The 20646-nt window shown below is 67.5% G+C and carries 19 protein-coding genes; all 19 read left to right on the top strand.

The annotated features are described in order from the left end of the window. Position 1 precedes the first annotated feature (1 nt). Entirely contained in the window at positions 2-871 is an 870-nt protein-coding gene (gene atpB / locus AC1DMS_RS26190; protein WP_015867634.1) for a F0F1 ATP synthase subunit A, read from the top strand. 55 nt (positions 872-926) lie between these two features. Beyond that, positions 927-1190, top strand: a complete 264-nt coding sequence (atpE, locus tag AC1DMS_RS26185; protein WP_007830191.1) for a F0F1 ATP synthase subunit C — start codon at positions 927-929, stop codon at positions 1188-1190. A 77-nt stretch (positions 1191-1267) separates the two neighbouring features. Further along, positions 1268-1738 (top strand): F0F1 ATP synthase subunit B, encoded by a 471-nt coding sequence (locus tag AC1DMS_RS26180; protein ID WP_007830193.1) that lies wholly within the window; start codon positions 1268-1270, stop codon positions 1736-1738. A gap of 8 nt (positions 1739-1746) precedes the next feature. After that, the gene (locus AC1DMS_RS26175; protein WP_015867633.1) at positions 1747-2277 is read left to right on the top strand and encodes a F0F1 ATP synthase subunit delta; all 531 of its coding nucleotides are present in this window, start codon (positions 1747-1749) and stop codon (positions 2275-2277) included. Between the two features lie 48 nt (positions 2278-2325). After that, the gene (atpA, locus tag AC1DMS_RS26170; RefSeq protein WP_015867632.1) at positions 2326-3879 is read left to right on the top strand and encodes a F0F1 ATP synthase subunit alpha; all 1554 of its coding nucleotides are present in this window, start codon (positions 2326-2328) and stop codon (positions 3877-3879) included. 21 nt (positions 3880-3900) lie between these two features. Continuing rightward, positions 3901-4776, top strand: a complete 876-nt coding sequence (gene atpG, locus AC1DMS_RS26165) for a F0F1 ATP synthase subunit gamma (RefSeq protein WP_015867631.1) — start codon at positions 3901-3903, stop codon at positions 4774-4776. An 87-nt stretch (positions 4777-4863) separates the two neighbouring features. After that, positions 4864-5253 carry a hypothetical protein gene (locus AC1DMS_RS26160; RefSeq protein WP_015867630.1) on the top strand — a complete coding sequence of 130 codons (390 nt, stop codon included), beginning with the start codon at positions 4864-4866 and terminating at the stop codon, positions 5251-5253. Positions 5254-5380: 127 nt separating this feature from the next. Continuing rightward, the gene (atpD, locus tag AC1DMS_RS26155) at positions 5381-6781 is read left to right on the top strand and encodes a F0F1 ATP synthase subunit beta (RefSeq protein WP_015867629.1); all 1401 of its coding nucleotides are present in this window, start codon (positions 5381-5383) and stop codon (positions 6779-6781) included. A 12-nt stretch (positions 6782-6793) separates the two neighbouring features. Then, positions 6794-7213, top strand: a complete 420-nt coding sequence (locus AC1DMS_RS26150) for a F0F1 ATP synthase subunit epsilon (RefSeq protein ID WP_015867628.1) — start codon at positions 6794-6796, stop codon at positions 7211-7213. A 237-nt stretch (positions 7214-7450) separates the two neighbouring features. Continuing rightward, complete coding sequence (locus AC1DMS_RS26145) at positions 7451-8620, top strand: ROK family protein (protein ID WP_015867627.1); 1170 nt, start codon at positions 7451-7453, stop codon at positions 8618-8620. Next, positions 8617-10158: a sugar ABC transporter ATP-binding protein gene (locus tag AC1DMS_RS26140; protein ID WP_015867626.1), complete on the top strand. Its 1542-nt coding sequence runs from the start codon at positions 8617-8619 to the stop codon at positions 10156-10158. Before AC1DMS_RS26145 ends, AC1DMS_RS26140 begins: the two co-directional genes overlap by 4 nt. Further along, on the top strand, positions 10145-11146 hold the full coding sequence (locus AC1DMS_RS26135; RefSeq protein WP_015867625.1) for an ABC transporter permease: 1002 nt from the start codon (positions 10145-10147) through the stop codon (positions 11144-11146). The genes AC1DMS_RS26140 and AC1DMS_RS26135 overlap by 14 nt, the downstream gene beginning before the upstream one ends. A 58-nt stretch (positions 11147-11204) precedes the next feature. After that, positions 11205-12170, top strand: a complete 966-nt coding sequence (locus AC1DMS_RS26130; RefSeq protein ID WP_015867624.1) for a substrate-binding domain-containing protein — start codon at positions 11205-11207, stop codon at positions 12168-12170. Between the two features lie 151 nt (positions 12171-12321). After that, the gene (locus AC1DMS_RS26125; RefSeq protein WP_015867623.1) at positions 12322-13485 is read left to right on the top strand and encodes a Gfo/Idh/MocA family protein; all 1164 of its coding nucleotides are present in this window, start codon (positions 12322-12324) and stop codon (positions 13483-13485) included. Between the two features lie 49 nt (positions 13486-13534). Next, positions 13535-14242, top strand: coding sequence for a phosphatase PAP2 family protein (locus AC1DMS_RS26120; protein ID WP_478181949.1), 708 nt, complete (start codon positions 13535-13537; stop codon positions 14240-14242). A 71-nt stretch (positions 14243-14313) separates the two neighbouring features. Further along, positions 14314-14838, top strand: a complete 525-nt coding sequence (locus AC1DMS_RS26115) for a DUF3617 domain-containing protein (RefSeq protein WP_028254169.1) — start codon at positions 14314-14316, stop codon at positions 14836-14838. Positions 14839-14910: 72 nt separating this feature from the next. Beyond that, the gene (locus tag AC1DMS_RS26110) at positions 14911-16038 is read left to right on the top strand and encodes a ligase-associated DNA damage response exonuclease (protein ID WP_478181948.1); all 1128 of its coding nucleotides are present in this window, start codon (positions 14911-14913) and stop codon (positions 16036-16038) included. Then, a complete protein-coding gene (locus tag AC1DMS_RS26105; protein ID WP_015867619.1) occupies positions 16035-17690 on the top strand; it encodes an ATP-dependent DNA ligase in 1656 nt (551 codons plus the stop codon). Before AC1DMS_RS26110 ends, AC1DMS_RS26105 begins: the two co-directional genes overlap by 4 nt. After that, on the top strand, positions 17687-20635 hold the full coding sequence (locus AC1DMS_RS26100) for a ligase-associated DNA damage response DEXH box helicase (protein ID WP_478084133.1): 2949 nt from the start codon (positions 17687-17689) through the stop codon (positions 20633-20635). Before AC1DMS_RS26105 ends, AC1DMS_RS26100 begins: the two co-directional genes overlap by 4 nt. Positions 20636-20646 lie beyond the last annotated feature (11 nt).

Below are 20646 nucleotides of genomic sequence, written 5' to 3'. Positions count from 1 at the left end.
AATGGCTGCTGAAAACGCTGCGGAACATGGTCAGACCGCGGGTGAATACATCATTCACCACTTGACGCACCTGCAAAGCTCCAAGCCTGGGGGTGTTGCGGACTTTTCGGTTTTCAATTTCGACTCGCTCTTTTTCTCGATAGCACTGGGCATCCTGGGTTGCTGGCTGCTCTGGCTGGCTGCCCGCAAGGCTACTTCGGGCGTTCCCGGCCGTTTTCAAGCAGCCGTCGAACTGCTGGTGGAAATGGTCGACCAGCAGGCCAAGGGCATCGTCCACAACGCCACCAGCCGCAAGTTCGTTGCCCCGCTGGCGCTCACGATCTTCGTCTGGATCTTCCTGCTCAATGCAATGGACCTGTTCCCGGTCGATTTGTTCCCGGCGATCTGGGCCAAGATCTTCCACATCGCCGGCGAAGATCCGCACCATGCCTACCTGCGCGTCGTGCCCACGGCCGACCTCTCGGTGACAATGGGCCTGTCGGTCGGCGTGCTGCTGGTCTGCCTCTACTACAACATCAAGATCAAGGGCCTGGGCGGCTGGGTGCACGAGCTCTTCACGGCGCCGTTCGGCAACCACTGGGCGCTGTATCCGTTCAACTTCGCCATGCAGATGATCGAGTTCGTCGCCAAGACCGTCTCGCACGGCATGCGGCTGTTCGGCAACATGTATGCCGGTGAACTGATCTTCCTGCTGATCGCGCTGATGGGCGGCGCCTGGACGCTGTCGACCACCGGCGTGCTGCTGGCGCTCGGCCACATCGTTGCGGGCACCGCGTGGGCCATCTTCCACATCCTGATCATCACGCTGCAGGCGTTCGTGTTCATGATGCTGGCGCTGGTCTACATCGGCCAGGCCCACGATCACCACTGATCATCCGTTTTCGTTTTTTTGTTTTCTCTTCAACCAAAGTCCTCTAGGAGTCATCATGGAAGTTATTAGCTTTGTTGCACTGGCCGCCGGCCTGATCATCGGTCTGGGCGCTGTGGGCGCATGTATCGGCATCGGCATCATGGGCAGCAAGTACCTCGAGTCGGCCGCACGTCAGCCTGAACTCATGGGTGAACTTCAAACCAAGATGTTCCTGCTGGCCGGTCTGATCGACGCCGCTTTCATTATCGGCACCGGTATCGCCCTGTGGTTCGCAACGGCCAACCCGTTCCTGGCTCAGATCGCCAACCTGCCGAAGTAAGTCTTTCTCGTCGGACCCGTGTCGTCGTTCCCCTCTGTGGAATGGCTTCGCATTCAATCCCAAAGAGAGGGTGAAAAGTGAGCATTACCGGTACCCTGATCGTTCAGATGATCGTGTTCCTGATCCTGGTCGGGTTCACGATGAAGTTCGTGTGGCCGCCGATCGCGAAGGCGCTGGACGACCGCGCTGCGAAGATCGCCGAAGGCCTCGCTGCCGCCGACAAGGCCAAGTCCGAACTCTCCGCCGCCAACAAGCGCGTGGAAGCCGAACTGGGCCAGGCACGCAACGAGTCCGCACAACGTCTTGCCGACGCCGAACGTCGCGCCCAGGCCATCGTTGAAGAGGCCAAGGCCCGCGCGACCGAGGAAGGCAACAAGATCGTTGCAGCCGCACGCGTCGAAGCCGACCAGCAGGCACTGAAGGCGCGCGAAGCACTGCGCGAGCAAGTCGCGGCCCTGGCTGTCAAGGGCGCAGAGCAGATCCTGCGCAAGGAAGTGAATGCAGGCGTTCACGCCGATTTGCTCGCCCGCCTGCAGACCGAACTCTGATAGAAGCCATGGCAGAACTCGCCACCATTGCACGCCCCTACGCCGAGGCGCTCTTCAAGGCCTCGTCGTCCGACGTTGCCGGCACCAGCGCCTGGCTCGAAAAGATGGCCGTCATCGCGGCCAGTCCGGAGCTCCAGCAGTTCGCCGACAACCCCAAGGCCACGGCCGAGCAGGTTCTCGGCGTGGTCGCCGGCGCCTTCGGTGCGCCGCTGCCCGCCCATGCCCAGAACTTCCTGGGTGCGCTCCTCGAGAACGGGCGCTTCTCGGTGCTGCCGGAAATTGCGAAGCAGTTCCGGGCACTGGCCAACGCGAAGAGCGGTTCGTCCGACGCCGTGGTCTACAGCGCCTTCCCGATCGATGCGTCGGCCCTGGCCAATGTGGCGGCCGCGCTCGAAAAGCGCTTCGGCCGCAAGCTGCAGGTCACGGTCCAGCAAGAGCCGGAACTGATCGGCGGCATTCGTGTGGTGGTCGGCGACGAGGTGCTCGACACCTCCGTCAAAGCGCGCCTTGAACAAATGAAAGTTGCGCTGGCGGCCTGACGGTCTTCAGCCCTCTACTTGTAGCCTCAAAGAAAGAAGGAAAGAGTCATGCAACTCAATCCCGCAGAAATTTCCGAACTGATCAAGAGCCGCATCGAGGGCCTCGGAGTCAGCGCCAACATCCGCAACGAGGGCACCGTGGTTTCGGTGACCGACGGCATCGTGCGCGTGCACGGCCTGTCCGACGCGATGCAGGGCGAAATGCTCGAGTTCCCGCCCACGGCCGACGGTACGCCGTCGTTCGGCCTCGCGCTGAACCTCGAGCGCGACTCGGTCGGCGCCGTGATCCTGGGCGAGTACGAGCACATCTCCGAAGGCGACACCGTCAAGTGCACGGGCCGCATCCTGGAAGTGCCCGTCGGCCCCGAACTCATCGGCCGCGTGGTGAACGCCCTGGGCCAGCCGATCGACGGCAAGGGCCCCATCAACGCCAAGATGACCGACGTGATCGAGAAGGTCGCACCGGGCGTGATCGCCCGCAAGTCGGTCGACCAGCCGATGCAGACCGGCCTCAAGTCGATCGACTCGATGGTGCCGATCGGCCGTGGCCAGCGCGAGCTGATCATCGGCGACCGCCAGACCGGCAAGACCGCCGTGGCAATCGACGCGATCATCAACCAGAAGGGTCAGAACATGACCTGCGTCTACGTTGCGATCGGCCAGAAGGCTTCGTCGATCAAGAACGTGGTGCGCGCACTGGAACAAGCCGGCGCGATGGACTACACCATCGTGGTGGCCGCATCGGCCTCCGAATCGGCCGCCATGCAGTACGTGTCGGCCTACTCGGGCTGCACCATGGGCGAATACTTCCGCGACCGCGGCGAAGACGCGCTCATCGTCTATGACGACCTCTCCAAGCAAGCCGTGGCCTACCGCCAGGTCTCGCTGCTGCTGCGCCGCCCGCCAGGCCGCGAAGCCTACCCCGGCGACGTGTTCTATCTCCACAGCCGCCTGCTCGAGCGCGCAGCCCGCGTGAACGCCGACTACGTCGAAGCCTTCACCAAGGGTGAAGTCAAGGGCAAGACCGGCTCGCTGACGGCACTGCCGATCATCGAAACGCAGGCCGGCGACGTGTCCGCCTTCGTTCCGACCAACGTGATCTCGATCACCGACGGCCAGATCTTCCTGGAAACCAACCTGTTCAACGCCGGTATCCGCCCCGCCATCAACGCCGGTATCTCGGTGTCGCGCGTGGGTTCGTCGGCGCAGACCAAGGTCATCAAGGGCCTGTCGGGCGGTATCCGTACCGACCTGGCGCAGTACCGTGAGCTGGCTGCGTTCGCGCAGTTCGCCTCCGACCTGGACGAAGCCACCCGCAAGCAGCTCGACCGCGGTGCCCGCGTGACCGAACTGCTGAAGCAGGCCCAGTACAGCCCGCTGCCGATCTCGCTGATGGGCGCCACGCTGTTCGCGGTGAACAAGGGCTTCATGGACGACCTCGAGATCAAGAAGGTGCTGCCGTTCGAACACGGCCTGCACCAGTTCCTGAAGTCCAGCCATGCTGCGCTGCTCGACAAGATCGAAAAGGCCAAGGCACTCGACAAGGACGCCGAGGCCGAGCTGACCGCCGCCATCACGTCGTTCAAGAAGTCGTTCGCCTGATCGGCCGGACAAGGAGCACTCATGGCAGCTGGTAAGGAAATCCGCGGCAAGATCAAATCGGTGGAAAACACCAAGAAGATCACCAAGGCCATGGAAATGGTCTCGGTTTCCAAGATGCGCAAGGCGCAAGAGCGCATGCGTGCCGCCCGCCCCTACAGCGAAAAGATCCGCAACATCGCGGCCAACCTGGGCAAGGCGAATCCCGAGTACACGCACGCGTTCATGAAGAAGAACGAGGCCAAGGCCATCGGCTTCATCATCGTCACGAGCGACAAGGGCCTGTGCGGCGGCTTGAACACCAACCTGCTGCGCGCCGTCACCGGCAAGCTGCGGGAAGCACAGAGCGCGGGCATCGCGATCGAGTCGGTGGCCATCGGCAGCAAGGGCCTGGGCTTCCTGAACCGCATCGGTGCGCGCGTGGTGGCCCATGTCACCCATCTGGGCGACACGCCGCATCTCGACAAGCTCATCGGCCCGGTCAAGACGCTGCTCGACGCCTATGCGGAAGGCAAGCTCTCGGCCGTGTACCTGTGCTACACCAAGTTCATCAACACGATCAAGCAGGAGCCGCTCGTCGAGCAGCTGCTGCCGCTGGCCGCGGACTCGCTGCAGGTCGAGGCTGGCCAGCATTCGTGGGACTACATCTACGAGCCCGATGCGCAGAGCGTGATCGACGAGCTGCTGGTGCGCTATGTGGAGTCGCTGGTCTACCAGGCCGTGGCCGAGAACATGGCGTCCGAGCACTCGGCCCGGATGGTCGCAATGAAGGCGGCGACGGACAACGCCGGCAACGTGATCAACGAGCTCAAGCTGGTCTACAACAAGACCCGCCAGGCAGGCATCACCAAGGAGCTTTCGGAAATCGTTTCCGGCGCCGCTGCGGCCGCCGGTGTTTGATTGCGGCAATGGACCGGGCCACATTGCCATTCGCGCTTCGCACTGCGAACCGATAACCGAAGGCCTTTTTTTGGGGACTCTGCACAAATGAAGAAACTTCTCGTTCTGGTGGCCATGGCCGCCGCGCTGACTGCCTGCTCCAAGAAGGAAGAGGCGCCTGTTGCACCGCCGGCACCTGCCGCTGCACCAGCGCCCGCTCCCGCGGCGCCTGCCGCTCCGGCTGCACCGGCCGCGCCCGCAGCCGCCGCTCCCACGGCATCGGCCGCGGACCTGCCGCAGGAGTGCAACGACTACCTGGCCAAGGCCCAGTCGTGCGTGTCGGCGCAAAGCGGCGCTGCCGCCGATGCGATGAAGGCAAGCGTGGAGCAGACCAAGGCAGCCTGGGCTTCGATGGGCACCGACAAGGCCGCGCTGGGCCAGGCCTGCAAGGCTGCCAGCGATGCCTTTGCCGCACAGGCCGCGGCGCTGAAGTGCTGATCGGAAGCAACTGAAGAAATCAAGGGTGCCGGCCCGTCCGGCATTCTTGCAAAAGCGGCCCGCGATGGCACAAGGACGCTTCTGCAAGAACCTGTCGCAACATTATTGAGATCCAGAAGGAAACGCCATGGCTGAAGGAAAAATTGTCCAATGTATCGGCGCCGTGGTCGACGTGGAGTTCCCGCGTGACCAGATGCCCAAGGTCTATGACGCCTTGAAATTCGAAGGCGGCGGGCTGACCCTCGAAGTCCAGCAGCAGCTCGGCGACGGCGTGGTGCGCACCATTGCGCTCGGCTCGTCCGACGGCCTGCGCCGCGGCCTGATCGTCACCAACACCGGCGCACCCATCACGGTGCCCGTCGGCAAGGCCACGCTCGGCCGCATCATGGACGTGCTCGGCCGTCCGATCGACGAGCGCGGCGACGTGAGCCAGGACCTCACCGCATCGATCCACCGCAAGGCCCCCGCATACGACGAACTGTCGCCTTCGCAGGACCTGCTGGAAACCGGCATCAAGGTGATCGACCTCGTGTGCCCGTTCGCCAAGGGCGGCAAGGTGGGCCTGTTCGGTGGTGCCGGCGTGGGCAAGACCGTGAACATGATGGAACTCATCAACAACATCGCCAAGGCTCACTCGGGCCTGTCGGTGTTCGCCGGCGTGGGTGAACGTACCCGCGAAGGCAACGACTTCTATCACGAGATGGCCGACTCCGGCGTCGTGAACCTCGAGAAGCTCGAAGACTCGAAGGTCGCCATGGTCTACGGCCAGATGAACGAGCCCCCGGGCAACCGCCTGCGCGTGGCCCTGACCGGCCTGACCATCGCCGAGTCGTTCCGCGACGAAGGCCGCGACGTGCTGTTCTTCGTGGACAACATTTACCGCTACACGCTGGCCGGTACCGAAGTGTCGGCTCTGCTGGGCCGCATGCCTTCCGCCGTGGGCTACCAGCCGACGCTGGCCGAGGAAATGGGCCGCCTGCAGGAGCGGATCACGTCGACCAAGGTTGGCTCGATCACCTCGATCCAGGCCGTGTACGTGCCGGCCGACGACTTGACCGACCCGTCGCCCGCCACCACCTTCGCCCACCTGGACTCCACCGTGGTGCTGTCGCGCGACATCGCTTCGCTCGGTATCTACCCCGCCGTGGACCCGCTCGACTCGACCTCGCGCCAGCTCGACCCGAACGTGGTCGGCGAAGAGCACTACAACGTGGCCCGCGCCGTGCAAGGCACGCTGCAGCGCTACAAGGAACTGCGCGACATCATCGCGATTCTGGGCATGGACGAACTGGCACCGGAAGACAAGCTGGCCGTGGCCCGCGCGCGCAAGATCCAGCGCTTCCTGTCGCAGCCGTTCCACGTGGCCGAAGTGTTCACGGGTTCGCCCGGCAAGTACGTGCCGCTGGCCGAAACCATCCGCGGTTTCAAGATGATCGTGAACGGCGAAGCCGACCACCTGCCGGAACAAGCGTTCTACATGGTGGGCGGCATCGACGAAGCGTTCGAAAAGGCCAAGAAGGTCGCTTAACAAGGAATCACCATGGCAGGCACCATTCATGTGGACGTGGTCAGCGCGGAAGAGTCGATCTTCTCGGGCGAAGCCAAGTTCGTCGCGCTGCCCGGTGAAGCCGGTGAGCTCGGCATCTACCCGCGCCACACGCCGCTGATCACGCGCATCCGCCCCGGCGCCGTGCGCATCGAAACGGCCGACGGCGGCGAGGAGTTCGTCTTCGTGGCCGGCGGCATTCTCGAAGTGCAGCCCAACGCCGTCACCGTGCTGTCCGACACCGCAATCCGCGGCAAGGACCTCGACGACGAGAAGGCCAACCAGGCCAAGGCAGCCGCCGAGGAAGCGCTCAAGAACGCCAAGAGCGACATCGACATCGCCATGGCGCAGTCGGAACTGGCCGTGATGGCTGCGCAGATCGCTGCGCTGCGCAAGTACCGCCAGAAGAAGTAAGCAGGAGCGAAGAAAAGCGCTCCACGAAAAAGCCGCCTCCGGGCGGCTTTTTTGCGTCCGCCGCTCCTGCAAAAAGCCTCACTTTGGTCTGAACATGGTCGAAGTTCGGCCTTGTCCGGCTGAAGCTGCGCCCCTAGTATTCGCCTTCGCCCTGGACTGCGGTTGCTGCAGCCGGCGGCCAAAAGAATATTGGAGACAAAGCGCGTGGCACCCTGGAGTGGCATCACTGCAGACGAGATGCGGTTGCTGGAGACCACCTTCTGGTCGGCCGGCGGCTCGCGCCATGCCATGGCCGAACAGCTCGGCTTCTCCAAGAGCAAGGCCAATGCGCTGATCGCCGGCCTGGTCGAACAGGGCCTCTTGGCCGAAGCGGGCCTGCAGCGCTCGTCGGGCGGGCGCCGCGCCGAGAACCTGCAGCTGCATGCCGGGCTTGGCGTGCTCGTGGGCATCGACATCGGCGCCACCAGCCTCGACGTTGCGGTGCTGCGGCCCGATCTCAGCGTGCTCGCGCAGCACGACGAGCCGGCCGATGTGCGCGAAGGCCCGGCCGTGGTGCTGGCGCGGGTGCGCGTGCTGATGCGCGAACTGCTCGCGCGCTGCGGCCACGGCCCGAAGAACGTGCTGGGCATCGGCATCGGCGTGCCCGGCCCGGTCAACTTCGAGATCGGCCAGCTCGTGAATCCGCCGCTGATGCCGGCCTGGGACAGCTTCTCGATCCGCGACTACCTGCGCGAGGACTACGCGGCGCCCGTCTTCGTCGACAACGACGTGAACCTGATGGCGCTCGGCGAACTGTGGCGGCTGAAGCGCTCGCTCAACAACTTCCTCGTGATCAAGATCGGCACCGGCATCGGCTGCGGCATCGTCTGCCATGGCGAGGTCTATCGCGGCGCGGCCGGGTCGGCCGGCGACGTGGGCCATATCTGCGTCGACCAGGACGGGCCGCGCTGCCATTGCGGCAACGTCGGCTGCGTCGAGGCCATGGCCGCGGGGCCGGCTATCACGCGCATGGCGGTGCAGGCGGCCGAGGCTGGTGAAAGCGCCATGCTGGCCGAGTGCCTGCGCGTGCACGGGCGCATCGATGCCATCGACGTGGGCCAGGCGAGCCGCGCCGGCGATACCGCGGCCAACGGCATCATCCAGCGCGCCGGCAACCTCATCGGCCAGATGCTGGCGTCGGTGGTGAACTTCTTCAATCCCTCGCATGTGTTCATCGGCGGCGGCATCACGCGCATCGGGCCGCTGTTCCTGGCGGCCGTGCGGCAGAGCGTGTACCAGCGCTCGCTCGCGCTCTCGACGCGGCACCTGGAAATCCAGTACACGCCGCTGGGCGTGCAGGGCGGCCTGGTGGGTGCCGGCGTGCTCGCGATGCACGAGACACTGAAGGTCCGCGGAGTGGCGCCATGACAAACGCAGAAGCACAAGGCAAGGGAAGCGTGGCGGTCGAATTCGACGGCGTGGTGAAGGCCTTCGGCCCGGTGCAGGTGCTGCACGGCGTGAGCTTCTCGCTGGCGCCCGGACGCGTGTATGGCCTGCTCGGCGAGAACGGCGCGGGCAAGTCCACGCTGATGAAGATCCTGTCGGGCTACGAGCCGCTCACCGGCGGCACGCTGCGCATCAACGGCCAGCCGCAGCAGTTCACGAGCTCGCGCGACGCCGAGGCGCTGGGCATCGTGCTGATCCACCAGGAGTTCAACCTTGCCGAAGACCTGAGCGTGGCGCAGAACATCTTCCTGGGCCACGAGAAGAAGAAGGGCTGGCTGCTCGACGACGCCGCGATGGAGCGCGACGCTGCGGCAGCTCTTGCCGCTGTGGGCCTGCAGGTCGATCCGCGCACCAAGGTGCGAAGGCTCATCGTGGCCGAGAAGCAGCTCGTCGAAATTGCCAAGGCCATTGCACGCCGCGCGCGCCTGCTGGTCATGGACGAGCCCACGGCAACGCTGACCCCGGGCGAAACCGAACGGCTCTTCAAGCTCATTGCGCAGCTGCGCGCCGATGGCGTGACCATCGTCTACATCTCGCACAAGCTCGACGAAGTGGAGCAGGTGACGGACGAGGTGATCGTGATGCGCGACGGCCGCTTCGTGGCGCGTGCGCCCACGCCCGAGCTCACGCGCCAGCAGATGGCCAACCTCATGGTGGGCCGCGAGCTGGCCGACCTGTACCCGCCGCGCGACCTGGTGGTGGCCGCCGATGCGCCCGCCATGCGCGTGCGCAGCTTCAGCGTGCCCGGCTGGGCGCAGGACGCGAGCTTCGAGGTGCGCCCCGGCGAGATCCTCGGCTTCGCGGGGCTGGTGGGCGCGGGCCGCACCGAGCTGTTCGAAGGCCTGCTGGGCCTCAGGCCCGCGAGCGGCGAGGTCGAGATGCTTGGCAGGCCGGTGCCGCACCACAAGGGCTGGCGCAATCCGCGCGACGCCGCGAAGCACGGTCTCACCTACCTGAGCGAGGACCGCAAGGGCAAGGGCCTGCACGTGAACTTCGGCCTGCGCCAGAACCTCACGCTGATGGCGCTCGAACGCTATGCGAAGCCCTGGCTGCAGCCCGACGCCGAACGCGGCGCGCTGGCCGAGGCGGTGAAGGACTACGGCATCCGCACCGGCTCGCTCGACGTGCGCGCCTCATCGCTCTCGGGCGGCAACCAGCAGAAGCTCGCGCTCGCCAAGGTGCTGCAGCCCAAACCGAAGGTGGTGGTGCTCGACGAGCCCACGCGCGGCGTCGACATCGGTGCCAAGCGCGACATCTACTTTCTGATCCAGCGACTCGCCCGCGAAGGGCTCGCGGTGATCGTCGTCTCGTCGGAGCTGATGGAACTCATCGGCCTGTGCCACCGCGTCGCGGTGATGCGCGCGGGCCGCCTGGTTGCCACGCTCAACGCCGACCACTTGACTGAAGAGGAGCTCATCGCTCATGCCACCGGAACAGCAGACACCCATGCCGCAGCCTGAAGCCGCGCAACACCGCAGCGAGGGCAAGCCGCGCTGGACCGAGCACCTGCACGGGCTCGGCCCGGTCATCGGCCTGGTGCTGCTGTGCATCGGCGGCACGCTGCTCAACAGCGACTTCGCGACCGTCGACAACGCGATGAACGTGCTCACGCGCACGGCCTTCATCGGCATCATCGCGGTGGGCATGTGCTTCGTGATCATCTCGGGCGGCATCGACCTGTCGGTGGGCTCGATGGCGGCACTCATTGCCGGCAGCGTGATCATGTTCATCAACTGGGCCGGTCCGGCCTCGGGCTCGCCATTGATGGCGGTGGTGATGGGCGCGGTGCTCGCGGTGGTGCTGGGCGCGCTGTTCGGCCTGGCGCACGGGCTCCTGATCACCAAGGGGCGCATCGAGCCCTTCATCGTCACGCTGGGCACGCTCGGCATCTTCCGCGCCTACCTCACGTACTTTGCCGACGGCGGCGCGCTCACGCTCGACAACGACCTGTCGGACCTCTATGCGCCGGTGTACTACGCAAGCCTGGCGGGCATTCCGGTGCCGGTGTGGGTGTTCGTGATCGTCGCGATCATCGGCGGCGTCATCTTGAACCGCACGGCCTACGGGCGCTATGTGCAGGCCATCGGCTCCAACGAGCAGGTCGCGCGCTATGCGGCGGTGGACGTGGACCGCGTGAAGATCCTTACCTACGTGCTGCTGGGCGTGTGCGTGGGCATTGCCACGCTGCTGTACGTGCCGCGCCTGGGCTCCGCATCGCCGACCACGGGCCTCTTGTGGGAGCTCGAGGCGATTGCCGCGGTGATCGTCGGCGGCACCGCGCTCAAGGGCGGCGCGGGCAGCATCACGGGCACCGTGGTGGGCGCCATCCTGCTCTCGGTCATCAGCAACATCCTGAACCTCACCAGCATCATCAGCGTGTACCTCAACGCCGCGGTGCAGGGCTTCGTGATCATCATCGTCGCGTTCCTGCAAAGAGGGCGCCGCTAGTGCGCTCGTGTTTCGTTCCTTCTCTTCATCACTCATCAACCACAAGGAGACATCCAGCATGACAAGCTTCTTCACACGTCGCATCGCACTCACGGCCGTGGCGGCCGCGGCGCTTTCGAGCCTGCCCGCATTCGCGGCCGAGAAAGTGAACCTCGGCGTCTCGATTCCGGCGGCCACGCACAGCTTCATGGGCGGCATCAACTACTGGGCCAACCAGGCGAAGAAGGACCTGGAGAAGGAACACAAGGACCTGAAGATCACGATCAAGACCGCGGCCAACGCGCCCGAGCAGGCGAACCAGCTGCAAGACCTGTCGACCGTCACCAAGATCAATGCGCTGGTGGTGTTTCCGTTCGAGTCGGCCGCGCTGACCAAGCCGGTGGCGCAGGTCAAGGCCAAGGGCGCCTACGTGACCGTGGTCGACCGCGGCCTCACCGATACCAGCGCGCAGGACGCCTACGTGGCCGGCGACAACACCGCCTTCGGCCGCATTCCGGCCGAGTACATCGCCAAGCAGCTCGGCGGCAAGGGCAACGTGGTGGCGCTGCGCGGCATTGCGACCACGCTGGACAACGAGCGCATGGATGCCTTCAACGCGGTGCTCAAGAACTATCCGGACATCAAGCTGCTCGACGCCAAGTACGCCAACTGGAACCGCGACGACGCCTTCAAGGTCACGCAGGACTACCTCACGCGCTTCAAGAACATCGACGCCATCTGGGCCGCCGACGACGACATGGCCGTGGGCGTGCTCAAGGCCATCGAGCAGGCCAAGCGCGACGACATCAAGATCATCTTCGGCGGCGCGGGCGCCAAGGGCATGGTCAAGACCATCATGGACGGCAAGGACAAGCGCATCGGCGCCGACGTGAGCTACTCGCCCAAGTTCATCTACGACGCGATCAAGCTCACGGCCGAGGCGCGGCTCAAGGGCGAGAAGCTGCCTGCGACCACGATCATTCCTTCGGTGCTGATCACCAAGGAAAACGCCAAGGACTTCTACCACCCGAACTCGCCGTTCTGAGTTCGCCTTGCTCCCTCTCCCCTCGGGGAGAGGGTTGGGGTGAGGGCCAGCGGCGATGGCCGAGGCCATGTGCTCGCAAGCGCCGATGCCCTCACCCTAGCCCTCTCCCGGAGGGAGAGGGGACAGTGACCCAGGACCATCGAGGATATTGATGAGCGATACACCTCCCCGCAAGCTCCGCTGCGCCATGGTCGGCGGCGGCCGCGACGCCTTCATCGGCGCCGTGCACCGCAACGCCATGGCGCTCGACGGGCAGATCGAGCTCGTGGCCGGCGCGCTGTCGTCGAGTCCGGACAAGGCGCGCGCCTCGGGCCGCGACCTGCACCTGGCCGACGGCCGCAACCACGGCGACTGGCAGTCGCTGCTGGCCGACGAGCTCAAGCGCCCGCCCGAGGAGCGCATCGACTTCGTCTCGATCGTCACGCCCAACCATGTGCACTTCCCGGTCGCGCAGGCTTTCGTGGAAGCCGGCTTCCATGTGGTGTGCGACAAGCCGCTGGTGCACACGCGCGCGCAGGCCGATGCGCTGGTCGCGGCCGTGAAGAAGCAGGGCACGCTGTTCGGCGTGACCTACAACTACACCGGCTATCCGATGGTGCGGCAGGCGCGCGAGATGGTCCGCTCTGGCCGGCTCGGCGAGCTGCGCAAGGTGGTGGTCGAATACAACCAGGGCTGGCTCGCGAGCCAGCTCGAAGGCGCCGGCAACAAGCAGGCCGACTGGCGCACCGACCCCGCGCGGAGCGGCGCGGCCGGCGCCATCGGCGACATCGGATCGCACGCCGAGAACCTGGTCGCGAGCGTCACCGGCCTGGAGATCGAGAGCCTGTGCGCCGACCTGAGCGCGCTGGTGCCGGGCCGCATGCTCGACGACGACGGCAGCCTGCTGCTGCGCTTCAAGGGCGGCGCGCGCGGCGTGCTGATTGCCTCGCAGATCAACACCGGCCTGGAGAACGACCTGCGGCTGCGCGTGTCGGGCACGCTCGGCACGCTCGAATGGCGGCAGGAGCAGCCGAGCCAGCTGGTGCACCTGCCGCACGACGGGCCGAAGCAGATCTTCACGCGCGGCTCGCCCTGGCTGTGCGAGGCGGCGCAGCGCGCCAGCCGCCTGCCGGCCGGCCATCCCGAAGGCTTCATCGAGGCCTTTGCCAACGTCTACGCCGGCGTGGTGGCGGACATCCGCGCGCGGAACGCAGGCCAGCCGGCCGATCCCATCGCGGCCGACTACCCGCGCGTGGAAGACGGCGCGCGCGGCGTGCGCTTCATCGAGCGCACGGTGGCCTCGGCCCAAAGCGAATCAAAATGGACGCCCTGGTAGGGCCGCGGGCTCGCATGCGCGAGCTCCAGGCGCACCGCATCGGGCGTTCATGACACCTTCTTCTTCCGAGCATCCGCCGCCTTCGAACCCGCAGCCCTGGCTTCGCGCCCTGGGCCGGCGGTGCCGCGCGCTCTGGCCGCTGAAGCTGGTCGGCAACACGGTCGCGACCGCGGGTTTCTTCCCGCTGTATTTCTGGATCATGAAGAACGCCGGCCCGCCCTGGACGCTGCCGCTCACCGCGTTCGACCGGCTGATCGCCTTCTGGCCGACGCTGCTGCCGGTCTATCTTTCGCTGTGGCTCTACAGCGCGCTGCCGGTGTTCCTTGCCAAGGACAGGCGGGAACTCTGGAGCTTTGCGCTGGGCTGCGCCTTCATGACGGGCATCGCGCTCGTGGTGTTCTGGTTCGTGCCGACCGCCATCCCGAACTTCAGCATCGACACCCGCCCGGGCACCTCGCTGCATCTGCTGAAAACCGTGGATGCGGCCGGCAACGCGTTTCCGTCGCTGCATGTGTCGTTCTCGGTGTTTGCCTGCGTGGTGCTCGCGCGGCAGCTGCGCGAGGTGGCGGCACCCGCATGGGCTCGCGCGCTCAACATCGCGTGGGCCGTGGCCATCGTCTATTCGACGATGGCGGTGCGCCAGCACGTGCTGGTCGACGTGCTCGGCGGGCTGGCGCTGGGCATCGGCTTCGGGCTGGCCTCGCGTCCCCGCAAGGCCGTGGCGGCGGCAGCGGCCGTGCAGGCACGGCCGGCGTAGGCCGATTGCGCTATTCCACCGGCGCCGCGCGCGCGGTAGAACCCGGGCATCGTCTCGACCGGGAGCCCGCCATGAAGATCCGCCCATCCGCCATTGCCCTCTTCACGCTGGCCTGCAGCACGGCCTTGCCCGCGCTGGCCATCGACTATCCCGCGCGCAAGCCCGGCCTGTGGGAAATACAGACCGGCGACGGCACCGGCGCCAAGGGCGCGAGCCAGACCGTCCAGCAGTGCATCGACGCGGCCACCGACAAGGCCTTGCGCGACATGGGGCAGGGCATGGGCAAGGACAGCTGCTCGAAGCAGGAGCTGCGCAACGAAGGCGGCAAGCTGGTGGTCGATTCGGTCTGCAAGGTCGGCCCCACCACCGCCACCACGCACGCGGTGATGAGCGGCGACTTCAGCTCGGCCTACCGCATGGAAAGCAAGTCGAGCTACAGCCCGCCGCTGATGGGGCGCGCCGAAGGCTCGGCCGTCATGGAAGCCCGTTGGATCGGCCCCTGCAAGGCGGACCAGAAGCCCGGCGACATGGTGATGTCCAACGGCATGAAGATGAACGTGCTCGAGATGATGGGCGGGCACAAGAAGCAGAAGTAGGCGCCGGCCCACAGCGCTTCGCGGCCCGTGTTCGGCGCCGCAGCGGCCCGCCAGCGCCTACCATGGCGGGCCATGGTCGCGAAGGAAGAAGACCATCTCGTCGTTGCTCGCCCCGAGGGGCTCTACTGCCCGCCGGGCGATTTCTACATCGACCCCTGGCGGCCGGTGGCGCGCGCCGTCATCACCCATGCGCACTCCGACCACGCGCGCGCCGGCCACGGCCACTACCTCGCTCACACCGACAGCGCCGGCACGCTGCGCACCCGCCTTGGCGGCGACATCGCGCTGCAGACGCTGCCGTATGGCGAGGCGATCTCGCACCACGGCGTGCGCATCTCGCTCCATCCGGCCGGCCACGTGCTGGGCTCGGCGCAGGTGCGGCTCGAACACGGCGGCCGCGTGTGGGTGGCCTCGGGCGACTACAAGACCGAGCCCGACGGCACCTGCGCGCCCTTCGAGCCCGTGCCCTGCGACACCTTCATCACCGAGTCGACCTTCGGCCTGCCGATCTACCGCTGGCCCACGCAGGCGGCACTGTTCGCCGAGATCGACGCCTGGTGGCGCGCCAATGCCGAGGCCGGCCGCGCATCGGTGCTGTTCTGCTATGCCTTCGGCAAGGCGCAGCGCATCCTGCATGGCGTGGACGCATCGATCGGGCCGATCGTGGTGCACGGCGCCGTGGAGCCGCTCAACGCGGTGTACCGCGCCGCGGGCGTGGCCTTGCCGCAGACGCTGCGCGTGACCGATGCGGGCGTCGATGCCGCGCTGCTCAAGCGCGCGCTGGTGCTCGCGCCGCCCTCGGCCCAGGGAACGCCATGGATGCGCCGCTTCGGCCACCATGCCGATGCCTTCGCGAGCGGCTGGATGCAACTGCGCGGCACGCGCCGCCGGCGCGGCGTGGACCGCGGCTTCGTGATGTCGGACCACGCCGACTGGCCCGGCCTGCAACAGGCCATCGCGGGCACGGGGGCCGAGCGGGTGTTCGTCACCCACGGCAGCGTGGCGGTGATGGTGCGCTGGCTCAGCGAGAACGGGTTGGAGGCGCAGGGCTTCAGGACCGAGTACGGCGATGAAGACGACGAGCAGGAAACTCCCTCCCCTTCCGGGGGAGGGCCGGGGAGGGGGCAAGCGGCGCCCGATGCGGACGCAGCCGGCCCCCATCCCAGCCTTCCCCCGGAAGGGGAAGGGGCAGAGCCATGAAGGACTTCGCCGCGCTCTACCGCGAGCTCGACGCCAGCACCTCGAGCCTTGCCAAGCAGGCCGCGCTGCAGCGCTACCTGCGCGAGGCCGATCCGGCCGATGCCGCCTGGGCCGTGTACTTCCTCGCCGGCGGCAAGCCGCGCCAGCTGGTGCCCACCAAGCTGCTGCGGCTGCTCGCGCAGGAGGCCGCGGGCCTGCCCGAATGGCTGTTCGACGAGAGCTACGAGGCGGTCGGCGACCTGGCCGAAACCATCGCGCTGCTGCTGCCGCCGCCCACCGAGGCGCATGACCTCGGCCTGGCGCGCTGGGTCGAGGAGCACCTGCTGCCGCTGCGCGAGGCCGGCAAGGCGGCGCCGGACGAACTGCCCGCGCGGCTGCGCGCGCAGTGGCGCCAGCTCGCGGCCGAAGAGCGGCTGGTGTACTTCAAGCTCATCACCGGCGCCTTCCGCGTGGGCGTGTCGAAGCTGCAGGTCACCCAGGCGCTCGCGGGCGTGGGCGGCATCGATCCCAAGCGCGTGGCGCAGCGCCTCATGGGCTACACCCACATCGGCGGCCGGCCGCGCGCGGAAGACTACCGCGCGCTGATCGCGCCGGAGTCGGGCGCGGAGCAGGTGCAAAAAACCAGCGGGCAGCCCTACCCGTTCTTTCTTGCGCATGCCTTCAACCTGCCGCTCGAACAATTCGATGCTGTGCTCGGCCCGCCGGCCGGCTGGATCGTCGAATGGAAGTGGGACGGCATCCGCGCGCAGCTGGTCAAGCGCGCGGGCGCCAGCTGGCTGTGGTCGCGCGGCGAGGAACTGGTGACCGAGCGCTTTCCCGAGCTGGCCGTGCTGGGCGATGCGCTGCCCGACGGCACGGTGCTCGACGGCGAGATTGCCGTCTGGCGCGACGACCGCGTGCAGCCCTTCGCGGAGCTGCAGAAACGCATCGGCCGCAAGACGCTGGGCGCGAAGCTGCTGCGCGAGATCCCGGTGGTGCTGCTGGCCTACGACATCCTCGAATGGGAAGGGCGCGACCTGCGCGCGCTGCCTCAATCGGAGCGCCGGCTCTTGCTCGACGAACTCGTCACGCGCATGCAGCACCCGTCGCTGCTGCCGAGCCCGATGCTCACCGGCATCGCGTGGAGCGACTTCGCACGCCAGCGCGAAGCCGCGCGCAGCCTGGGCGTGGAGGGCATGATGCTCAAGCGCCGCGACGCGCAGTACGGCGTGGGCCGCACCAAGGACGTGGGCGTGTGGTGGAAGTGGAAGATCGATCCGCTCAGCATCGACGCCGTGCTCGTCTACGCGCAGCGCGGCCACGGCCGGCGCGCGAGCCTCTACAGCGACTACACCTTCGCCGTCTGGGATGGCCCGCCCGAACAGGGGGACCGCAAGCTCGTGCCCTTTGCCAAGGCCTATTCGGGCCTGACCGACGCCGAGATGGCGCGCGTGGACGCGATCATCCGCAAGACCACCGTCGAAAGCTTCGGCCCGGTGAAGAGCGTCAAGCCCACGCTGGTGTTCGAGCTCGGCTTCGAAGGCATTGCGCGCAGCACGCGCCACAAGAGCGGCATCGCGGTGCGCTTTCCGCGCATGCTGCGCTGGCGCGAGGACAAGCCGGTGGCGGAGGCCGATACCTTGCAGACGCTCGCCGCGTTGCTGCCGTCATGACCGCGCCCGTGGACCCTGAATTTCTCCCTCCCCTCCCGGGGGAAGGCCGGGGTGGGGGCAAGCGGCGCATCAAGAACCAGCCGCCTGTGCTCGAAGGCCGCGAGCCCCCATCCCCGCCTTCCCCCGGAAGGGGAAGGAGCAAGGCAGCTGCAGTCAAGGCGGCACTCGACGCCTGGTCCGCGCCGCCGGACCCCGAATTTCTCCCTCCCCTTCCGGGGGAGGGCCGGGGTGGGGGCAAGCGGCGCACCAAGAACCCGCCGCCTGTCGTCGAAGGCCGCGAGCCCCCATCCCTGCCTTCCCCCGGAAGGGGAAGGAGCAAGGCAGCGGTAGTCAAGGCGGCGCTCGACGCCTGGTTTGCAGCGCGCGGCTGGAAGCCTTTCAAGTTCCAGCGCGACGTATGGAAGGCCGTGGCCGCGGGCCGCTCCGGGCTGCTGCACGCGACCACCGGCGCGGGCAAGACCTACGCGGTGTGGCTCGGCGCGCTGCAGGCGTTCTCGTCCGCGGCGCCGCCGCCTTCGCGCAGCGCAAGGGCCACGCCGCCGCCGCCGCTCACCGTGCTGTGGATCACGCCCATGCGCGCGCTCGCGGCCGACACGCTGCGCGCGCTGCAGCAGCCGCTCGAAGCCATGGATGCCCAGGGCATCGACCTGCACCGCTGGAGCGCCGGTGCGCGCAGCGGCGACACCTCGTCGGCCGAGCGCAGCGCGCAGAACGAGCGCCTGCCCACGGTGCTCGTCACCACGCCCGAGAGCCTGTCGCTGCTGCTCGCGCGCGCCGACGCGAGCGAGGTGCTGGGCCGCGTGAGGATGGTGGTGGTCGATGAATGGCACGAGCTGCTCGGCAACAAACGCGGCGTGCAGGTGCAGCTGGCGCTCGCGCGGCTCAGGCGCTGGAATGCGGGGCTCGCGGTGTGGGGCATGTCGGCCACGCTCGGCAACCTGCAGGAGGCCATGCACGCGTTGCTCGGTGATCAAGAAGGCGTGCTGGTGCAGGGCGCGGTGCCCAAGAAGCTGGTGGTCGATTCGCTGCTGCCCGGCCGCGCCGAGCGCTTTCCGTGGGGCGGGCACCTGGGCCTCACGATGCTGCCGCAGGTGCTCGACGAGATTGCCGCCAGCAGCACCACGCTGGTGTTCACCAACACGCGCTCGCAATCGGAGATCTGGTACCAGGCCATGCTCGAGGCGCGGCCCGAATGGGCCGGCCTCATCGCACTGCACCACGGCTCGCTCGACCGCGCGGTGCGCGAGTGGGTCGAGCTGGGCCTCAAGAACGGCGAGCTCAAGGCCGTGGTCTGCACCTCGAGCCTGGACCTGGGCGTCGACTTTTTGCCGGTCGAGCGCGTGCTGCAGATCGGTTCGCCCAAGGGCGTGGCGCGGCTGCTGCAGCGCGCGGGGCGCTCGGGCCATGCGCCGGGCCGGCCCTCGCGCATCACGCTCGTGCCCACGCACAGCATCGAGATGGTCGAAGGCGCCGCGGCGCGCGCGGCCATTGCGGCCGGCCACATCGAGGCGCGCCACACGCCGGTGCAGCCGCTCGACGTGCTGGTGCAGCACCTGGTGACGGTGGCGCTCGGCGGCGGCTTCGTGCCCGACGACCTGTATGCCGAAGTGCGCGGCACCGCCGCCTATGCGGATCTGTCGCGCGAGAGTTGGGCGTGGTGCCTGGCCTTCGTCTCGCAGGGCGGGCCATCGCTGGCCGCGTATCCCGACTACCGCCGCGCGGTGCCTGATGCGGAGGGCGTCTGGCGCGTACCGGATGCGCGGCTCGCGCGGCGCCACCGCATGAACATCGGCACCATCGTGAGCGATGCGAGCATGGCGGTGCAGTACATGGGCGGCGCGAGGATCGGCAGCGTCGAGGAAGGCTTTGTGGCGCGCATGAAGCCCGGCGACTGCTTCCTGTTTGGCGGGCGGCTGCTCGAACTCGTGCGCATCCACGACATGACGGCCTGGGTGCGGCGCGCCACCGGCAAGCGCGCCGCGGTGCCGCGCTGGAACGGCGGGCGCATGCCGCTGTCGACCACGCTGGCCGATGCGGTGGTGCAGCAGCTCGCGCTGGCCGGCGCGGGGCGCTACAACTCGCCCGAGCTGCAGTGCGTGCGGCCGCTGCTCGAGATCCAGCAGCAATGGTCGGCCCTGCCCACGCCCGAGACGCTGCTGGCCGAAACGCTGGCCACGCGCGAAGGCTCGCACCTGTTCCTCTATCCCTTCGCGGGACGCCACGTGCACATGGGACTTGCGAGCCTCCTGGCCTGGCGCGTGGCGCAGCACGAGGCGCGCACTTTCTCCATTGCGGTGAACGACTACGGCTTCGAGCTGCTGAGCGCCACGCCGGTCGACTGGCCCGCGCTGCTGCCCCAGGTGCTGCGCCTGCCGCAGGGCGAGGATGCGCATGCCACGCTGCTGCACGAGGTGCTGGCCTCGCTCAACGCGGGCGAACTCGCGCAGCGCCGCTTCCGCGAGATTGCGCGCGTCTCGGGGCTGATCTTCCAGGGCTATCCGGGCGAGAAGCGCAGCAGCCGGCAGCTGCAGGCCTCGTCCTCGCTGTTCTGGGAGGTGTTCCGCAAGTACGACCCGGCGAACAAGCTGCTGCTGCAGGCCGAGCAGGAACTGCTCGCGCAGGAGCTTGAAATCGGCCGCCTGGCAGCCAGCCTCGCACGCATGGCGACCCAGCAGCTGGTGCTGAAGCCGCTCGAGCGGCCCACGCCTTTTTCGTTTCCGCTCATGGTCGAGCTGTTCCGCGAGAAGCTGTCGAACGAGAACGTGGCTGACCGCATTGCGCGCATGGTCGAGCAGCTCGAAAAGGCCGCGGGCGGCGTGGTCACGGCCGGCGGCGTGGAGCGCGTGAAAAGCACGCTCGCGTTCGGCCAGGAAGGGCCGGGCAAGCCGCCGGCTGCGCCGCGCCGCGAGCGCAGGCGGCCCTCACGGCCCTTGCCGCCGCTCTGAGCCGCCCGATG

It is taken from the genome of Variovorax sp. 05T418 (assembly GCF_056396385.1).
Note: the sequence above shows the minus strand (reverse complement) of the source record. Positions and strands in the feature narration are given on the sequence as shown.

Excerpts from the sequence above, each read along its gene's own strand:
- AC1DMS_RS26130 (WP_015867624.1), top strand. The coding sequence starts at position 11,205 with ATGACAAGCTTCTTCACACGTCGCATCGCACTCACGGCCGTGGCGGCC.
- atpA (WP_015867632.1), top strand. The coding sequence starts at position 2,326 with ATGCAACTCAATCCCGCAGAAATTTCCGAACTGATCAAGAGCCGCATC.
- AC1DMS_RS26100 (WP_478084133.1), top strand. The coding sequence starts at position 17,687 with ATGACCGCGCCCGTGGACCCTGAATTTCTCCCTCCCCTCCCGGGGGAA.
- atpD (WP_015867629.1), top strand. The coding sequence starts at position 5,381 with ATGGCTGAAGGAAAAATTGTCCAATGTATCGGCGCCGTGGTCGACGTG.
- AC1DMS_RS26175 (WP_015867633.1), top strand. The coding sequence starts at position 1,747 with ATGGCAGAACTCGCCACCATTGCACGCCCCTACGCCGAGGCGCTCTTC.
- AC1DMS_RS26145 (WP_015867627.1), top strand. The coding sequence starts at position 7,451 with ATGCGGTTGCTGGAGACCACCTTCTGGTCGGCCGGCGGCTCGCGCCAT.
- AC1DMS_RS26135 (WP_015867625.1), top strand. The coding sequence starts at position 10,145 with ATGCCGCAGCCTGAAGCCGCGCAACACCGCAGCGAGGGCAAGCCGCGC.
- AC1DMS_RS26140 (WP_015867626.1), top strand. The coding sequence starts at position 8,617 with ATGACAAACGCAGAAGCACAAGGCAAGGGAAGCGTGGCGGTCGAATTC.
- atpG (WP_015867631.1), top strand. The coding sequence starts at position 3,901 with ATGGCAGCTGGTAAGGAAATCCGCGGCAAGATCAAATCGGTGGAAAAC.
- AC1DMS_RS26125 (WP_015867623.1), top strand. The coding sequence starts at position 12,322 with ATGAGCGATACACCTCCCCGCAAGCTCCGCTGCGCCATGGTCGGCGGC.
- AC1DMS_RS26150 (WP_015867628.1), top strand. The coding sequence starts at position 6,794 with ATGGCAGGCACCATTCATGTGGACGTGGTCAGCGCGGAAGAGTCGATC.
- AC1DMS_RS26105 (WP_015867619.1), top strand. The coding sequence starts at position 16,035 with ATGAAGGACTTCGCCGCGCTCTACCGCGAGCTCGACGCCAGCACCTCG.
- AC1DMS_RS26115 (WP_028254169.1), top strand. The coding sequence starts at position 14,314 with ATGAAGATCCGCCCATCCGCCATTGCCCTCTTCACGCTGGCCTGCAGC.
- atpB (WP_015867634.1), top strand. The coding sequence starts at position 2 with ATGGCTGCTGAAAACGCTGCGGAACATGGTCAGACCGCGGGTGAATAC.
- AC1DMS_RS26120 (WP_478181949.1), top strand. The coding sequence starts at position 13,535 with ATGACACCTTCTTCTTCCGAGCATCCGCCGCCTTCGAACCCGCAGCCC.
- AC1DMS_RS26110 (WP_478181948.1), top strand. The coding sequence starts at position 14,911 with ATGGTCGCGAAGGAAGAAGACCATCTCGTCGTTGCTCGCCCCGAGGGG.
- AC1DMS_RS26160 (WP_015867630.1), top strand. The coding sequence starts at position 4,864 with ATGAAGAAACTTCTCGTTCTGGTGGCCATGGCCGCCGCGCTGACTGCC.
- atpE (WP_007830191.1), top strand. The coding sequence starts at position 927 with ATGGAAGTTATTAGCTTTGTTGCACTGGCCGCCGGCCTGATCATCGGT.